The organism is Yersinia rohdei ATCC 43380 (assembly GCF_000173775.1).
Classification (GTDB): Bacteria; Pseudomonadota; Gammaproteobacteria; order Enterobacterales; family Enterobacteriaceae; genus Yersinia; species Yersinia rohdei.
Window position 1 is genome coordinate 61185 of the sequence record NZ_ACCD01000019.1, and the last position, 17290, is coordinate 78474.

Below are 17290 nucleotides of genomic sequence, written 5' to 3' on the forward strand. Positions count from 1 at the left end.
ATACCCCGCTAATCTTCCTGCTGATACGGCGAAGACTCAAATAAATACCCATCGAAGTCTGGATGATCAGCATCAGACAACTCCAGCAATTTCAGTTTTACATTTTCCAAATGCTGCCACATAGCTTGCTTGGCTGCTTTACTGTCGCGGCGCAATACGGCCTGCAGGATTTTTTGATGGTCTTCCAACCATTGCCAGCGATAGCTAAAATCAACCGTATGGCCGTGAGCCCCCTGCCACATCGCGCTGGTTTTCCGTGCTTGCCAAGCCTCGGCAACCATATTGGCCAAAACGCTATTTTGTGTCGATTGAGCGAGCAAACAATGGAAGAGTTCATCAGCACTTTCATCGACAGCGCCCGCTTCTAACGCCGTTTTTTCTTGCTCGATAGCCTGACGCATTTTGATAATATCGGCTTTAGTCGCCTGTATCGCGGCAAAAGCAGCAACTTCGCTTTCTAATAATTGGCGGGCTTGTAATAACTCAAAAGGGCCATAACCGCTGTCAGTTGAACCCGCGGACTCACCACTTGCAGACATATCAGGCACATTGACCACGTAAACACCGGAGCCTTTACGCACTTCTACTAACTTTTCCAATTCCAGCATAATCAATGCTTCGCGAACCACACTGCGGCTAACGCTGAAATTTTCGGCAATGTCGCGCTCGGGCGGTAAACGATCGCCTACATTGTATTGTCCACTGACAATCGCTTCACGCAACTGACTGCCCACTTCCTGATATAGCCGCATAACCTTATTTCCTACATCAGGCATTGGTGTTCATAATACCAAATTGGCCTGACCAAAGGGTCTCTGAATGGCTGCGAGTATATCATGTGGTTAAGTAATTTCATTGCGGTCAGATAACATCATTGAAGCTAAAAACATTAAATTAATAAACACGGCTTATCACTGCGATAAACCGTATTTAGATAGCAATGTTTTACAGACATAAACAATGTGGCCTGAAATACTAGAGGTAAGTGACAGTCAATACACCCAAACTACGCTGCGGGTTCAGCCATTCCAAACGAGAAGACGCTAAGTTACCCGGCAATTGGGAAGTGAGAGGCATAGTACGTGAGAGTGTTTGTCGCTGAGTGAGAGTTTCACCATTACGATAACAGCTCATTGTTATAGCTTGACCAACTAATTTGGTATCACATGGACTTTCAACAATAGCGCCATAAAAGGTAATAGTTCCAGAAGCAGGTAATTTAGATTGCGCACTACTGGCAGCAAAAGATATTACCCATGAGAACATTAATGTTATTAAAAGTAATACACGATAATTGCTCATAACTACCTCGGCTCTCATATCTGTCATTTTAAATAATAGAAGATTCCAGACAGAACAATGGGTATGAAAGAGCATTTTTTATTGCTCTACTCCAGCCATAACTCACTAAAAAGCCTGATGAAGATAAAGTATATTTCTTATCCAAAGAGACCCATTAGGCGCGGTTCTTACCTGACCTAGGAAATACTCTAAATTTTGGCCTTTTTCGTTTAATAATAAGCTTACTCAGAGTTATATCCTCTGCGGATAACAACGGGTAAAATGTCACTAAACTTAATAGGGTATTAAAAATAAATTTAATCTCGGAGGCTAATATGACAAAAACCAACCTGATTACTGGCTTTTTAGGCTGTGGAAAAACCACCACTATTCGTCATTTACTGGCGCAAAAACCGGAACATGAAAAATGGGCCGTCCTGGTCAATGAATTTGGTGAGATTGGCATTGATGGGGCGCTATTAGCAGACAGCGGTGCGGTATTAAAAGAAATTCCAGGTGGATGCATGTGTTGCGTCAATGGCTTACCGATGCAAGTCGGCTTGAATATGTTGTTACAACAGGCCAAACCCGACCGTTTACTCATTGAGCCAACGGGTCTGGGTCATCCAAAACAGATTCTCTCCTTATTAACCTCAGAGAGTTATCAGCCCTGGATTGACCTACGGGCAACATTGACTTTATTGGATGCTCGTCAGTTAAGTGAATCTCGCTATACCGAAAATGAAAATTTCCGCGACCAACTCGCCGCCGCTGATATCCTGGTGGCAAATAAACAAGATACCTACAGCGCAGCAGATTACATCGCATTACAACAATGGCATGAGCAACAACCACTGCCCCGCCCGCTCTATTATGCAGAGCAAGGAAAAATTGATATTGCCCTGCTCGATGCCCCACACAGTAATAATAATGAATTGCCTGATGGGGCACATCACCATAACACCGCCCCGAAAAAAGGACTGGCGGCATTAAGTTTAAAAGGGTCTGAACCTTGGCGGCGAGCATTAAATAAGGGGCAAGGTTATCTTAGCTGTGGTTGGGTATTTAATGCCGATACCGTATTTGATACGGTTCCACTTTTAGAATGGGTGCGACTAAATCCAGTCGAGCGGGTAAAGGGCGTCATGCGAATTCCCGAGGGAACCTTAGTGATAAACCGACAAGGGCATGACCTGCAAATAGAAACTCGTCAGATCCCCCCGCTGGATAGCCGGATTGAACTCATTAGTGCCACAGAAGCTGATTGGAATGCGCTACAGCATGAATTATTAAGTATTCGGTTACATAAAGGGGTATAACATGCCCCGTTTTTTATTTATCACTTCCTTTTATTTGCTGCACGATGTTTTGTTGCACGATTTATAGTATAGGCCACCGCATGACCCGTCGTAATTTACCAACAATATTACTGCTAAACTTGCTAGGAATTGCTCTGTTTTTTTCCTGGTATATCCCAACGAATCACGGTTTTTGGTTGAAAATAGATTCGGCTATTTTCCACTATTTTAACCAGCATCTGCTGTCTAGTCCTTCGTTTTTGCATTTAGTGGCTATTACTAACAACCGAGCTTTTGATGCTATTTCCCTGCTCTGTATGGGACTGCTTTATTTGTACTTCTATATAAAAGAACCCCGCTCAGGTCGTCGCCGGCTGATAGTCACCGGATTTGTCATGGTGTTAACTGCCGTTATTCTCAACCAGCTAGGACATATGCTGCCGGTTTCGCATCCCAGCCCAACACTGGTTTTTGATAATATTAATCGTGTCAGTGAGTTAACCGGCATACCAACCAAAGATGCCTCTGGCGATAGCTTTCCTGGTGACCACGGCATGGTGTTGATGATATTTGCCGGCTTTATATTGCGCTATTTCCCTCGCAGGGCTTTTGTTATTGCCTTATTAATTGTAGTGGTATTTTCAATGCCACGAGTCATGATAGGCGCACATTGGTTTACGGATATTGCTATTGGCTCGCTATCAGTGGTTCTGGTTGGGCTAAGTTGGGTATTGCTAACACCACTAAGTGATAAAGTCATTGCTATCATTAGCCGAGCGCTACCGGGTGAAAGAAGTAAATAACCCACTAAGGGCGCTGATATTAGGGCAAAATTGTCTATTTTTTGCCCCAAATAACATTAACCTCTTTCCTTATCTACCATTACAAAATATTCACAACCCTATTTGTGCTGTTTTTTATATCAAACCTCATACTGTATTAACATTTAGTAAAATAATGGTTATAAAAAATCTCGCCTTTTATAAATCATTACGGTAGTCTCAAAAGCGTTTGTGCTCAGATATCAGTATTTCAATCTGAGACCCAATTAATATTGTGCGTTTCCGCACATTTATTGGGTTAAGTGATTGTCTCATCAGACCACAATCAATAATCTCGATTCGTTTGGCATTTTTGGTAGCGACATCCGTCGTAAGGACAGCAAGGGAAAACAACAATAATGGTCAAGTCTCAACCTATTATGAGATATATTCTGCGGGTAATTCCTGCGGTTGCAGTAGCGGTTATGTTATCCGCGTGTAGTTCACCACAGACTTCGGACTTACATAAAACACAAGCTGAGATGCGTGCAGTTAATGACAAAGATGGGCTTTTACTGCAAGCCTCTCAGGATGAATTCGAAGCAATGGTGCGCAACGTTGACATCAAGTCGAAAATTTTAGAACAATATGCAGGGTGGAAAGGGGTTCGTTATCGTTTAGGCGGTAGCACCAAACGCGGTATTGATTGTTCCGCATTTGTACAAACCACTTTCCGTGAACAATTTGGTATGGATTTGCCGCGTTCGACATCTGAACAGCAAGGTGTGGGCAAAACAATCCAGCGGACTAAATTGCGCCCCGGTGACTTAGTATTGTTCCGAGCAGGTTCGACTGGCCGTCATGTTGGTATCTACTTAGGTAACGATAAATTTGTTCATGCGTCGACTAGCGTCGGTGTGACAATATCAAGCCTAAATGAAGATTATTGGAATAAGCGTTATCGTGATGGGCGCCGAGTACTAAGTAGCGGTTCGCGCAGCTAGCAAATTTTTATTCCTGTTGTCTGAGATGCCAAACGAAACGATGAAACGCTGCCTCTGGCGGCGTTTTTTATTGCCAGCCCCCTCACAGATCTACTCCTTATCCCATCCGCTTTGTAGGAAATGTCTTTTTTTTTTTAGAATAGCGAAACTTGAGAATTTTCTGTGTAAGATCTGCGCCAGTTGAGTCAGTGTTTACTGGCACTAAGGCATATTAGACAACAAACTCCCTCTCGTTAATTAAGTGGATTGTAGTAATAAGCTGAAATTTTTTTACTGATTTATATTCCTAAAATGCATCAGTACAAATTAAGTATCCCTCCTCAACCCAATTGATGCATCTAAAAAGCACTTTACTTATTTTTGATAAAACTCAAATTGATAAGCTTATTAATGCTCTCTAGCAAACCGGTAGCGCTGTGCTGCTAACTTACTTATACTCATAACACTTTAATCATGCTGAGGAGCAACGTAACATGGATTCAAACAGTGCGTTCTCCCGCAATATTTTATCCCGCCGTAATTTGATTAAAAAAAGTGTCACCCTCGCACTTGGTTTCTTTATTTGTTTTGTCATTATTACATTGTCATTACTTTATCGCAGTAGTGAGCGTAAATTAACAACACAAAGCGAGCATATAGTCGCATATTCGTCTCAGTATCTTAATGAACTGACGACAACCATGTCTCAGCTTATCCCTTTGAGTTCAAAAACCTGTGAACAGGCCAGTTCAGCGCTGCACTATCGTGCTGCATTTACCAATGGGGTTAGGGCTTTCGTGCTGGTTCGTGATGGTATTGCTTATTGTTCTTCGGCCACCGGGGAAATGCATCTTCCTGTGAGTGAGTTATATCCCAAACTGAATGTATCCCAGCCTTTAGACTTCAAAATTCAGCAAGGTACTCCTATGATGCCAAGTAAACCGGCAATTGGCGTATGGCTGCGTGAAGCTGGCTGGGATAATTCCGGGGTATTGGCAACACTAGAATTAACCTTACATCCTTATTTGTTAATGAGTCATTCTGAGAGTCAACCAAATGACTTAGCCATCGTTATTGATGATTTAGCAATAACGACTTTTAATTCTAACGTTATACCGGTAAGCCAATTACCAACCAAAGCTTCGCATGAAGTTCAACTCCCCAGTTACCCAATAAAAATACTGATTTATCACGCCAACCTAACTGCGGATGATATTCGCCTAACTATCTTAGGCGGGTTGTTACTTTCAGGTTTAGTCGGCATTTTGGCATATTATATTTTAATCGCCAGCAAGAGTGCTGAAGCTGAAATCTTACGCGGTATTAGGCGCGGTGAATTCTCCGTTGAGTATCAACCGGCATTTAGTGCACAAGATCGTACCATCTCAGGGCTGGAAGCACTTATCCGCTGGAATCATCCTATCGAAGGACGAATTTCACCTGATGTTTTTATTCCCTATGCTGAAACTCAGCATTTGATTCAACCACTCACCCGACATTTATTTGAGTTAATCATCCGCGACAGCAAATTAATGGAAAGCAGCTTCCCGACAGGAACAAAATTGGCCTTTAATATTTCGCCAGTCCATCTTGCTGATAATGACTTCCGTAAAGATGTGTTACACATGTTGCAGCAACTCAACACCTATATTTTTGCTCCCGTATTCGAAATTACCGAGCGAGGTATGGTTGAAGAAGAGTTGGCTATTGAGCAATTTGATTGGCTGCGCGCCCAAGGGGTTGAAATCGCAGTGGATGACTTTGGCACTGGGCATAGCGCACTTATCTATTTAGAACGTTTCACACTGGATTATATTAAAATCGATCGCGGTTTTGTCAGCACCATCGGCATTAATACTGTCGCCGCGCCGGTATTGGATGCCGTATTAATGCTTGCGCAGAATCTCAATATTGAAACTATCGCCGAAGGCGTTGAAACGGAACAACAAGTCCAGTATTTAGAACAACATGGTGTTAACTTCTTGCAAGGTTATTTGCTTTGCAAACCTTTGTCTGTTGAGGATTTAATCAAGTTTTGTAACAAAAGTAATTCGTAACAAAAACTCATCGGCTTAATGTTTGCTTTACCCCTGCAAACTGGTAATTTCGTATAAGAAAATCGCTATCAAAATAACAGCAGGAGATCGCCGTCAATATGTTGTTACGCCTACTTGTAACCTTGGTACTTGCAGCCTTAAGCTTTGGCCTACAGGCTGAAACTATTAAAGAAGGCAGCTCTTTTGCCATACTGGGCGAACCTAAATATTCATCAGATTTTAGCCATTTTGATTATGTTAATCCCGCCGCGCCTAAAGGCGGTGATATAACGCTATCTGCAATTGGTACCTTTGATAATTTTAACCGCTATGCATTACGTGGTAACCCGGCAATACGCACTGAGCGGCTCTATGACTCGTTATTTACCACCTCGGACGATGAAATTGGTAGCCATTACCCCTTAATTGCCGAATCCGCGCGTTATGCGCCCGATTTTCATTGGATTGAAGTGGATATCAATCCTCATGCCCGTTTCCACGATGGCGCGCCAATTACCGCACAAGACGTGGCATTCACCTTCAATAAATTCATGACCGAAGGGGTGCCGCAATTTCGCATTGTCTATAAAGGTGTGAAAGTAAAAGCCATTTCTCGCCTGACAGTACGTTTTGAATTCCCAGAACCTAATAAAGATAAAATGCTGGGTTTATTTGGCCTGCCGGTGATGCCAGAGCATTTTTGGAAAGATCACAAACTCAGTGATCCACTGAATAAACCGCCTGTAAGTAGCGGCCCTTATCGTATTGGTAAATATAAAATGGGCCAGTTTGTTACTTATGAGCGAGTTAAAGACTATTGGGCAGCGAACCTGCCCGTCAATCGCGGCCAGTATAATTTTGACACCATCCGTTATGATTATTATTTAGACGATAAAGTTGCACTGGAAGCATTTAAAGCTGGCGCGTTTGATTTCCGTGAGGAAACTTCCCCGAAAAGTTGGGCAACGCAATATGTGGGTGGCAACTTCGATAAAAACTATATCGTCAAACAGGATATCATTGATAATTCTGCGCAAAATACCCGTTGGCTGGCATTTAATGTCCAGCGCCCTATTTTTAGCGACCGCCGGGTTCGCCAAGCGCTGACATTGGCATTTGATTTTGACTGGATGAATAAAGCCTTTTATTTCAACAGCTATCAGCGCACTAATAGCTTCTTCCAGAATACCGAATATGCAGCAACCGGTTATCCGGACAGTGCTGAACTGGCCTGGTTAGCGCCGCTTAAAGGGACTATCCCACCAGAAGTCTTTACTCAGCTCTATCAACCGCCACACACTGACGGCAGCGGTGACTCGCGGGATAATCTGTTAAAAGCCCGTGAGTTACTCAATGAAGCTGGCTGGGAAATCAAAGACCAGAAATTGGTTAACAGCAAAACAGGCAAACCTTTTGAGTTTGAATTACTGTTACTCAGTGGCAGTAATTTCCAATATGTTCAACCGTTTAAGCACAATTTAGAGCGGTTGGGCATCACTATGAATATTCGCGAGGTTGATAGTTCCCAATTTGTTAACCGCCTGCGTAGCCGGGATTACGATATGATCCCGACGGTTTACAGTGCCTTCCCTTACCCTAGCCCGAATCTGCAAATTTTGTGGAGCTCGGAGTATATTGATTCCAGTTATAACTCTTCTGGTATTAAAGACCCGGCAATAGATAACCTAATTGAGCAAATTGTCAAACATCAGGAACAACCCGATGCTTTGCTGTCTATTGGTCGAGCGCTTGACCGCGTATTGACCTGGAACTCGCTGATGATCCCGATGTGGTATTCCAACCATTCTCGCTTTGCTTATTGGGATAAATTTTCGCAGCCCGCAGATAGGCCCACTTACTCGCTAGGATTTGATAGCTGGTGGTTTGATGTCAACAAGGCAGCTCGCCTGCCAGCAGATCGTTACTAAGGGGCTGTTGTGGGCGCATATCTATTACGACGGCTATTGCTGATTATTCCCACCTTGTGGGCGATTATTACTATCAACTTTTTTATCGTGCAAATTGCCCCTGGTGGGCCAGTTGATCAGGCTATCGCCAACATTGAACTGGGCCAATCCGGCGGATATAGCGCCGGTAGCGGTGACGCCGCATTGGGAGGGGCAAAAGTTGGCCTGAATGCAGCACAAGTAGGAGAGAGTAACTACCGGGGTTCGCGCGGGTTAGACCCGGAAGTTATTGCCGAAATCAAACAGCGTTTTGGTTTCGACAAACCGCTGTATCAGCGCTATTTCGACATGTTATGGAGCTATGTCCGCTTTGATTTCGGCGACAGTCTGTTTCGTGGCGAGTCGGTTATGTCCTTGATTAAGCATAGCCTGCCAGTATCTATCTCACTTGGGCTATGGAGCACTCTGATAATTTATATTGTCTCCATCCCGCTGGGCATTAAAAAGGCCGTGCGCAATGGCTCAGCTTTTGATACTTGGAGCAGCACCTTAATTATTATCGGCTATGCTATTCCTTCGTTTTTGTTCGCGATGTTATTGGTGGTGCTGTTTTCCGGCGGCAGTTATTTCGACTTATTCCCGCTGCGTGGCTTGGTGTCCAGTAACTGGGATACCCTGTCGTGGTATCACAAAATAACCGATTATTTATGGCATATCACCTTGCCCGTATTGGCCACAGTGATTGGCGGCTTTGCTACATTGACGATGCTGACCAAAAATTCCTTCCTCGACGAAATCCGCAAACAATATGTGGTCACCGCCCGCGCGAAAGGTCTACCCGAAGAGAAAATTCTGTATCGCCATGTATTTCGAAATGCCATGTTGCTGGTGATTGCCGGTTTTCCGGCGACGTTTGTCAGTATGTTTTTCACCGGCTCACTGTTAATCGAAGTGATGTTTTCACTCAATGGCTTAGGATTACTGGGCTACGACGCCACCTTACAGCGCGATTATCCGGTGATGTTTGGCACTCTTTATATTTTCACCTTGATTGGTTTACTGCTCAATATTCTCAGCGACATCACCTATACCCTGGTGGATCCACGCATTGATTTTGAGGGCCGCCACTAATGATACGGCTAAGTGCTATTAATCAAATCCGCTGGAATCAATTTCGCCGAAATCGCCGTGGTTACTGGTCGCTGTGGATTTTCCTAACCCTGTTTATTATCAGCTTGTTTGCCGAGTTCATTGCCAATGATAAACCGCTGCTGGTGAGCTATCAGGGCAAAATTTACATGCCTTTTATGACCAATTACAGCGAGTCGACTTTTGGCGGCATTTTAACCACGGCCGCTGATTATCAAGACCCCTACGTGATTAACCGCATTAAAGAACATGGCTGGGCCATCTGGGCTCCGATTCGTTTTAGTAATAACACCATCAATTTTGCAACCGACGTGCCCTTCCCTTCGCCCCCTAGCCGAACCAATTGGCTGGGCACGGACAGCACCGGCGGCGATGTGTTAGCTAAGGTCATTTATGGGTTTCGTATTTCGCTGTTATTTGGCCTGACCTTGACCTTGTTCTCCAGCGTGATTGGTATTTGCGCCGGTGCCATTCAAGGCTATTACGGCGGTCGCGTTGACTTGTTAGGGCAACGCTTTATTGAAGTTTGGTCAGGGATGCCGACCTTATTTTTAGTGATTTTACTCTCCAGTATCGTGCAGCCCAATTTCTGGTGGCTATTGGCCATTACAGTGATATTTGGTTGGATGGGGCTGGTCGGCGTGGTGCGGGCAGAGTTTCTGCGCACCCGAAATTATGACTATATCCGGGCGGCGCGGGCGATGGGTGTTCGTGACCGGGTGATTATGTCGCGGCACATGCTGCCCAATGCGATGGTGGCCACCCTAACCTTCTTGCCCTTTATTCTGTGCGGCTCCATTACCACCCTTACCTCACTGGATTTCCTCGGGTTTGGTTTGCCGATGGGCTCCCCCTCATTAGGCGGGCTGTTATTGGAGGGTAAAAATAACCTGCAAGCTCCGTGGCTGGGAATAACTGCATTCCTGGTTTTGGCGGTGCTGCTATCGCTGTTGATTTTTATCGGCGAAGCAGTTCGTGACGCCTTTGACCCCAATAAGGTGTACTGATATGGCGACGTCTCCACTGCTGGATATTCAAAATCTCAGTATTGCTTTTCGCCAAGCCGGTGTTGAGCGCCAGGTGGTAAACCAGCTGTCACTGCAAGTAGACGCCGGTGAAACACTGGCCTTGGTCGGTGAGTCCGGCTCCGGCAAAAGTGTTACCGCCTTGTCGATATTGCGTTTATTGCCCTCGCCACCGGTGGTTTACCCCAGCGGCGATATTCTGTTTGCGGGTCAATCTCTGCTACATGCTGATGAGCCGACTTTGCGCGGGATCCGTGGCGATAAAATTTCAATGATATTCCAAGAGCCAATGGTGTCATTAAACCCCTTGCATACCATTGAAAAGCAGCTAGCTGAAGTGCTGTCACTGCACCGAGGAATGCGCCAGGAAGCGGCTCGAGCTGAAATCATTCAGTGCCTTGACCGAGTGGGGATCCGCAATGCCAAGGGCCGACTGGCAGACTTCCCACATCAACTTTCCGGGGGAGAACGCCAGCGAGTTATGATTGCGATGGCGGTATTGACCCAACCCAAGCTGTTGATAGCTGATGAGCCGACCACTGCCCTGGATGTCTCGGTGCAGGCCCAGATTTTGGATTTGCTGAAAGAGTTAAAGCAAGAAATGGGTATGAGTTTGCTGTTTATCACTCATAACCTGAATATAGTGCGCCGGTTAGCTGATAACGTGGCGGTGATGCGCGAGGGCCGTATCCTTGAGCAAAGTACCCGTCAGGCACTGTTCAGCGCCCCTCAGCACCCTTATACCCGCCAGTTATTAGATGCCGAGCCGCAAGGTGACCCACTGCCTCTGACTCCAGGTCTGCAACCTTTACTCACCGTTAAAGGGCTGCAAGTGGCTTTTCCTATCAAACGGGGTTTATTGCGCCGCACCGTCTCTCATCACTATGCGCTGAAAGATCTCAGTTTTGATTTAAAACCTGGGGAAAGTTTAGGATTAGTAGGTGAGTCCGGCTCAGGGAAAAGTACAACCGGGCTGGCATTGCTGCGCTTACTGCCCTCCCAAGGGGAGATTTGGTTTGACGGCCAACCGCTACACCGCTTTTCGCCAAAGCAGATGTTACCTTACCGCAGCCGTATCCAAGTGGTGTTCCAAGACCCCTACTCAGCTCTGAACCCGCGTTTGAATGTCCAGCAAATTATTGCCGAAGGGCTGGAGGTGCATCAGAAACTCAGCGCCGCGCACCGCGAATTACGGGTGATTAAAGCGATGGAGGAAGTGGGCTTGGATCCAGTGAGCCGGCATCGCTACCCAACCGAATTCTCGGGTGGACAACGCCAACGCATTGCCATTGCACGGGCATTAATTCTGCAACCTCAGTTAGTTATCCTCGATGAGCCAACCTCATCATTAGATAAATCGGTACAGGCGCAAATTCTGGCCTTACTGAAATCCCTGCAACAACGTTACCAACTCAGTTACCTGTTTATCAGCCATGACTTACAAGTCGTGCGGTCACTCTGCCATCAAGTGATTGTGTTAAGGCAAGGTGAAGTCGTCGAGCAAGGGGACTGTCAGGCCATATTCGCCGCGCCAAAACAGCAATATACCCAGCAATTATTGCAATTTGCAGATTAACTCGATGAAGCGCAGGAACGAGACATAAAAAAGCGCCAGCATAGCGTGGCTGACTCACAAGACTGACGCGCCGGCAGACTCTCTGCCTGGCGGTCAGAAGGGATAAAGTGCCGTCATGGTTTCAGCAATGGCAACACCCACATCTTTCAGCCGGCACATAGCGGCACTTTCGTCCTGATGGTGGACAAACAAGCAAGGTTCGCCTTCCCATTCAATAATCGCAGAATCCACCTGAATCTCTTGTAGCGAGAGATGGAGCCGCTGCATGATAATGTGCGCATGTTTGCCATCGTGACTGAGTAATTTAAGCCCCATTAGGTCATTATTAGTTTCGTCTATCGCCGCCAAGGGTATTGGTTCAACTTTGACGCCGATAAAACCAGATAACCAACGGTAACTTTGCGGCAGACGATGTACTACCGAAAGTTGGATATTATTCACGTATTTTTCCTAGTCAAAATAAAAATGCAAAAGGCAACAAAAGCACCACAATGACTCACGCTCACTAAAGTTATAGCCGCTAAGTTGCCATTGTGCTTGATTCAAACCTCATCAAAACACAATATTGATAACAATTTAGAAACTAAAAATACACAACGTCATTTTTGTGCTGTTCTTAACCTTGAGTAAGCTCCCAATGCCAAGGCTGGAACTGCCAGTTTGGGATTTAGATCCCATTTTTCGTTATATTTATACCTTTCTGGCGGTCATCTCAACCATTTTTCTTGCAAAGATGTTACCTAATATCATTCAAGATTTTACATTTAAAGAACAAATCACTGTTATCCTAATCCAATAAAATCAATTTAATTAATTGATAAATATATATATTCATTGATATCAGTCATCTGTTAATAAGCAAAAACAATAGATAAAAATCGCCTAATAACGCCTTAGACTTTTTTATATTCTCGCTCAAAAAGTTAACAATATGGTGACAGAAATAACTATGCAATAAATAATGATATGCATGCTTATTATGTTGATCGGGCGCAAGAATTCGGCTCTTTTGAGTGTTAAAAAGAGCGATATTTGATGGAATAAAAGGAAAAAGAGAGAAATACCAACAAAATGTTAATCAATAAAGTTGCCGAGGCAACAGAGAATAAACATGAAAGGCAGCATCTGGCCTTCCTTGCATGTTTATCCATCTGCCTGGCCCATGATGATTATTTCACGGCATTCTTATGTGGACAGCTGGCATAAAGATACAACAACATAGCCGCAATAATACAAAATGCCATTGAGCTGACCATTGGCCAGGCACTATGTGACGGCGCCATCGCTAACAATGTTCCGACTATCGCGCCAATGCCAAAGCGCAAGGTTCCAGCCAGAGAAGAAGCGGTGCCCGCCATATGCGGAAAATCATCCAAGATGACCGCCATGGCATTTGAAGTGACCATCGCGATACAGCCAACATAGGCAGCCACACCCAATACCAGTGCCCAGAACCCAAGGCCGGCGGCACAAACCACCAGCAACCAGATCCCCATCACTAACTGAACCGCCAGACCAAAACGGAACATTTTCAATGCCCCGAAGCGGCGAACATTGCGGCTGTTAATCAATGTCATCAAGAATAAAAAGACAATATTCAGCGCAAAGTAATAGCCAAAGTTCTGCGGAGAAACGCCATTTAAATCAATATAAACAAAGGGGCCAGCACTGAGGAAAGAAAACATCCCGGCGAAAGAGAAACCACTAGCCAGCATGTAACTCAGCACTTGCTTGTGACGGAATAAGGTGGCGAAATTGCCTATAGTAGTACGCAAATGAAACCGCTGTCGCTTCTCTTTGGGCAAGGTTTCTTTGATAAACAGTGAAACCAATACTGCCGCCACTAAAGCCGCGCCAGCCATAGTCCAGAAGATGGCATGCCAGCTAAACCACACCAGCAACGCGCCCCCAATAATCGGTGCTAACAAAGGGGCGATAGTCATCACTAAGACCACAAAAGACATCATGCGGGAGAAATCATCTTTGGTGAACATGTCTCGCATCAATGCATTTATCACCACACTCGCCGCCGCCGCCGACAATCCATGCAAGAAGCGCATATTGATCAATTGCTCAATCGATTGCGCCATAGCACAGGCCATCCCCGCCAGTGCAAAAATCAATGTCCCCCAGAAAATAACCGGTTTGCGCCCGAGGCTATCAGCCATCGGCCCATAGAACATTTGCCCGATGGCAAACCCCAGCACATAAGCGCTTAAGGTCATCTGCACCGCACCACTTTCCACCCCAAACTCTTGTGCAATAATCGGCATACTGGGCAGGTACATATCAATCGCCAAAGGCATCAGCATTGACAGTAAACCCAAGATAAAGATTAAGCTAAAGTGGGATGTTCGGTTCTTTTCTTCATGTTGATTACTGGCTGGCACGTTCCACAACTCCTTCAAAGCCTGGTGCGGGAATATCAACGGCAGAACAGCATGAAACCACCGGCTCACGCTGTAATAGCAAGTCAATTACAGATGGGGAGCGCCTACGCTCGCAATCTCTTCCGCCGTCAGTCGACGATATTCGCCAGGGGCTAAATCATCATCTAGTTTGATAGCGCCAATTCGCTCACGGTGCAGCTCTAACACCCGGTTTCCGACAGCCGCAAACATCCGTTTAACTTGATGATAGCGCCCCTCGCTAAGAGTCAAACGCACCAACTGCGGTTCGATAACCTCAAGCTGGGCAGGTTTGGTTAAGGATTTTTCGTTATGCAACTGTACGCCGTCAGCAAACTGCTGCGCGGTATCATCCGCAAGCGGGTGTTCCAGCGTCACCAGATAGGTTTTTTCACAATGGTGGCGTGGAGAAGTGATGCGGTGTGACCATTGGCCATCATCAGTCATCAGCACTAATCCGGTGGTATCTATATCTAGCCGGCCAGCCGCATGAAGTTTATAGGCGACAGGTTCGTCTAGGAAATACAGCACCGTTGGATGGTCTGGGTCTTCAGTCGAACACACATAACCCTGCGGTTTGTTCAGCATAAAGTAACGCGAGCCAACCATTTGTTGTAATGGGTTGCCATCAAATCTCACGTCTTGCTCTGGTGTCAGCTTAATTGCACCACTTTTAACCACTTCACCATCAATGGTGACACGTTTTGCCCGCAGCTCGCGCGCTACCAACGCCCGGCTGACACCTAATTGCTGAGATAAAAACTTGTCCAATCGCATTGAATCTACTTTGCCTGTTGTATAGTCGTGCCACCGATGGGCACGATACCCGCAATCACCCCTGCCAAAGACGGCAGAATGCTCATAATACGGTGTGAAATTAATGAAGCAGTATAGCGGCGGTTGCCATATCATCCTAGAAACAGTTACGCAAAAACGGTTATTGAGAAACCGCCTACCACGGCCCCTCGCACAGGTCACCCGCCACTGGCATAATAATAGAAACTCTTGAAGACAAATGGCATTTATACCCGGTAGGAAAGTGTTGCAAATGATGAATAAATTGAAGTCATTGAAAATAATAATGAAAATCATCGAGCTGGCGCATTAATGGCTTTTACATTACGCCCTTATCAGCAAGAAGCCGTAGATGCGACTTTGGCCCATTTTCGTCGCCACACAGAACCGGCACTGATTGTCTTACCCACCGGGGCCGGTAAAAGTTTGGTGATTGCCGAATTGGCAAAGCTGGCCCGTGGGCGCGTGCTGGTACTGGCGCATGTTAAAGAATTGGTCGCACAGAATCATGCCAAATATTGCGCCTATGGCTTAGAGGCTGATATCTTCGCCGCTGGGCTGCAACAGCGCCAAAGCGAAGGGAAAGTCGTGTTTGGCAGTGTTCAATCTGTAGCACGAAACCTTTCTTTATTTGATAGTGCCTTTTCACTACTGATTATTGATGAATGCCATCGAATCAGTGATGAAGATGACAGCCAATACCAACAAATTATTCAGCATTTACGCCACACCAACCCACGGCTACGTCTGTTGGGGTTGACCGCCACCCCCTACCGACTGGGCAAAGGCTGGATTTATCAATTTCACTATCACGGTATTACCCGTGGTGATGGGAAATCCCTGTTTCGCGACTGTATTTATGAATTACCCCTGCGTTACATGATTAAACACGGTTTTCTTGTTCCACCGGAACGGCTGGATATGCCCGTCGTCCAGTATGATTTCAGCCGCCTGACCAGCAACAGCAGCGGCATGTTCCCTGAAGCCGATTTAGACCGCGAACTGAAACAGCAGCAAAGAATTACCCCGCACATTGTTAGCCAGATAATCGAATATGCCAGCCAGCGCCGGGGGGTGATGATTTTCGCCGCCACCGTCGAGCATGCCAAAGAGGTCTATGGGCTGCTGCCCAAGGGCCAGGCCGCCCTGGTGAGTGCCACAACCCCCCCTGCGGAGCGGGATGCATTAATTACCGCCTTTAAGCAGCAGCAATTGCATTATTTGGTGAATGTTGCAGTGCTGACGACCGGTTTTGATGCCCCTCATGTTGATTTGATTGCCATTCTGCGCCCGACGGAATCCGTCAGTTTATATCAGCAAATTGTCGGGCGGGGCCTGCGGCTCTCGCCGGGTAAAACAGATTGTCTGATTCTGGATTACGCCGGTAACCCCCACGACCTGTTCACACCGGAGGTTGGCAGCAGCAAACCCCACAGCGACAGCCAGCCGGTGCAGGTTTTTTGCCCGGATTGCGGTTTTGCCAATATATTCTGGGGAAAATGCACCGAATCAGGCGAGATTATCGAACATTATGGCCGGCGGTGTCAGGGCTGGTTTGAAGATGACGAAGGCGCAAGAGCGCAATGTGACTACCGCTTCCGCTTTAAATCCTGCCCACACTGCGGGGCAGAAAACGATATTGCGGCGCGCCGCTGTCATCAGTGCCAGGAAGTGTTGGTTGACCCTGATGACATGTTGAAAGCCGCATTGAAATTAAAAGATGCTCTGGTGCTACGTTGTGGTGGGATGAGCTTTGAAACCGGGCATGATGCCAAAGGTGAGTGGCTAAAAATCACTTATTACGACGAGGACGGTACGGATACCAGTGAACGTTTTCGGTTAACCACCCCCGCACAACGCATGGCATTTGAGCAAATTTTCCTGCGCCCCCACCAGCGGGCTCCGGGTGTGACATTAAAATGGCAAACCGCAGCAGATATCATCGCCCAGCAAGCATTATTACGTTATCCGGATTTTGTCGTCGCTCGTCGTCGTGGGCAGTGGTGGCAAATCAGAGAAAAGATATTTGATTATCAGGGCCGTTTTAGAAAAGCAGATTCACTGGCTTAAT

13 protein-coding genes are annotated in these 17290 nt (G+C 46.0%); 9 read left to right on the top strand and 4 right to left on the bottom strand.

Annotation, left to right across the window (positions count from 1 at the left end):
* Nucleotides 1-8: 8 nt before the first annotated feature.
* A complete protein-coding gene (locus YROHD0001_RS05730) occupies nt 9-752 on the bottom strand; it encodes a GntR family transcriptional regulator (RefSeq protein ID WP_004715512.1) in 744 nt (247 codons plus the stop codon).
* 864 nt (nt 753-1616) lie between these two features.
* Between YROHD0001_RS05730 and YROHD0001_RS05725 the strand changes: the two genes are divergently transcribed.
* From YROHD0001_RS05725 to yejF, 8 genes are all read left to right on the top strand, one after another.
* Nucleotides 1617-2600: a CobW family GTP-binding protein gene (locus YROHD0001_RS05725; RefSeq protein WP_004715515.1), complete on the top strand. Its 984-nt coding sequence runs from the start codon at nt 1617-1619 to the stop codon at nt 2598-2600.
* A gap of 80 nt (nt 2601-2680) precedes the next feature.
* Nucleotides 2681-3382, top strand: coding sequence for a phosphatase PAP2 family protein (locus YROHD0001_RS05720; protein WP_004715516.1), 702 nt, complete (start codon nt 2681-2683; stop codon nt 3380-3382).
* A gap of 377 nt (nt 3383-3759) precedes the next feature.
* Entirely contained in the window at nt 3760-4344 is a 585-nt protein-coding gene (gene mepS / locus YROHD0001_RS05715; RefSeq protein ID WP_032817309.1) for a bifunctional murein DD-endopeptidase/murein LD-carboxypeptidase, read from the top strand.
* Between the two features lie 473 nt (nt 4345-4817).
* Complete coding sequence (locus YROHD0001_RS05710) at nt 4818-6380, top strand: cyclic di-GMP phosphodiesterase (protein ID WP_004715519.1); 1563 nt, start codon at nt 4818-4820, stop codon at nt 6378-6380.
* Nucleotides 6381-6478: 98 nt separating this feature from the next.
* The gene (locus tag YROHD0001_RS05705) at nt 6479-8287 is read left to right on the top strand and encodes an extracellular solute-binding protein (RefSeq protein WP_032817311.1); all 1809 of its coding nucleotides are present in this window, start codon (nt 6479-6481) and stop codon (nt 8285-8287) included.
* 9 nt (nt 8288-8296) lie between these two features.
* Nucleotides 8297-9397, top strand: a complete 1101-nt coding sequence (locus YROHD0001_RS05700; protein ID WP_004715521.1) for a microcin C ABC transporter permease YejB — start codon at nt 8297-8299, stop codon at nt 9395-9397.
* Nucleotides 9397-10422 carry an ABC transporter permease gene (locus YROHD0001_RS0118235; protein WP_032817313.1) on the top strand — a complete coding sequence of 342 codons (1026 nt, stop codon included), beginning with the start codon at nt 9397-9399 and terminating at the stop codon, nt 10420-10422. The genes YROHD0001_RS05700 and YROHD0001_RS0118235 overlap by 1 nt, the downstream gene beginning before the upstream one ends.
* A 1-nt stretch (nt 10423) precedes the next feature.
* Nucleotides 10424-12016 carry a microcin C ABC transporter ATP-binding protein YejF gene (gene yejF / locus YROHD0001_RS05695; RefSeq protein ID WP_004715522.1) on the top strand — a complete coding sequence of 531 codons (1593 nt, stop codon included), beginning with the start codon at nt 10424-10426 and terminating at the stop codon, nt 12014-12016.
* A 93-nt stretch (nt 12017-12109) separates the two neighbouring features.
* On the opposite strand, the gene YROHD0001_RS05690 is transcribed toward yejF, so the two are convergent.
* From YROHD0001_RS05690 to rsuA, 3 genes are all read right to left on the bottom strand, one after another.
* Nucleotides 12110-12457, bottom strand: coding sequence for a YejG family protein (locus YROHD0001_RS05690; protein WP_004715524.1), 348 nt, complete (start codon nt 12455-12457; stop codon nt 12110-12112).
* 728 nt (nt 12458-13185) lie between these two features.
* On the bottom strand, nt 13186-14406 hold the full coding sequence (locus YROHD0001_RS05685; RefSeq protein WP_004715526.1) for a Bcr/CflA family multidrug efflux MFS transporter: 1221 nt from the start codon (nt 14404-14406) through the stop codon (nt 13186-13188).
* 87 nt (nt 14407-14493) lie between these two features.
* Nucleotides 14494-15201 (bottom strand): 16S rRNA pseudouridine(516) synthase RsuA, encoded by a 708-nt coding sequence (rsuA, locus tag YROHD0001_RS05680; protein WP_004715527.1) that lies wholly within the window; start codon nt 15199-15201, stop codon nt 14494-14496.
* Between the two features lie 330 nt (nt 15202-15531).
* Between rsuA and radD the strand changes: the two genes are divergently transcribed.
* Entirely contained in the window at nt 15532-17289 is a 1758-nt protein-coding gene (radD, locus tag YROHD0001_RS05675; protein ID WP_004715528.1) for a DNA repair helicase RadD, read from the top strand.
* Nucleotide 17290 lies beyond the last annotated feature (1 nt).

Coding starts and splice junctions, on each gene's coding strand:
- YROHD0001_RS05730 (WP_004715512.1), bottom strand. CDS start 752: ATGCGGCTATATCAGGAAGTGGGCAGTCAGTTGCGTGAAGCGATTGTC.
- YROHD0001_RS05725 (WP_004715515.1), top strand. CDS start 1,617: ATGACAAAAACCAACCTGATTACTGGCTTTTTAGGCTGTGGAAAAACC.
- YROHD0001_RS05720 (WP_004715516.1), top strand. CDS start 2,681: ATGACCCGTCGTAATTTACCAACAATATTACTGCTAAACTTGCTAGGA.
- mepS (WP_032817309.1), top strand. CDS start 3,760: ATGGTCAAGTCTCAACCTATTATGAGATATATTCTGCGGGTAATTCCT.
- YROHD0001_RS05710 (WP_004715519.1), top strand. CDS start 4,818: ATGGATTCAAACAGTGCGTTCTCCCGCAATATTTTATCCCGCCGTAAT.
- YROHD0001_RS05705 (WP_032817311.1), top strand. CDS start 6,479: ATGTTGTTACGCCTACTTGTAACCTTGGTACTTGCAGCCTTAAGCTTT.
- YROHD0001_RS0118235 (WP_032817313.1), top strand. CDS start 9,397: ATGATACGGCTAAGTGCTATTAATCAAATCCGCTGGAATCAATTTCGC.
- yejF (WP_004715522.1), top strand. CDS start 10,424: ATGGCGACGTCTCCACTGCTGGATATTCAAAATCTCAGTATTGCTTTT.
- rsuA (WP_004715527.1), bottom strand. CDS start 15,201: ATGCGATTGGACAAGTTTTTATCTCAGCAATTAGGTGTCAGCCGGGCG.
- radD (WP_004715528.1), top strand. CDS start 15,532: ATGGCTTTTACATTACGCCCTTATCAGCAAGAAGCCGTAGATGCGACT.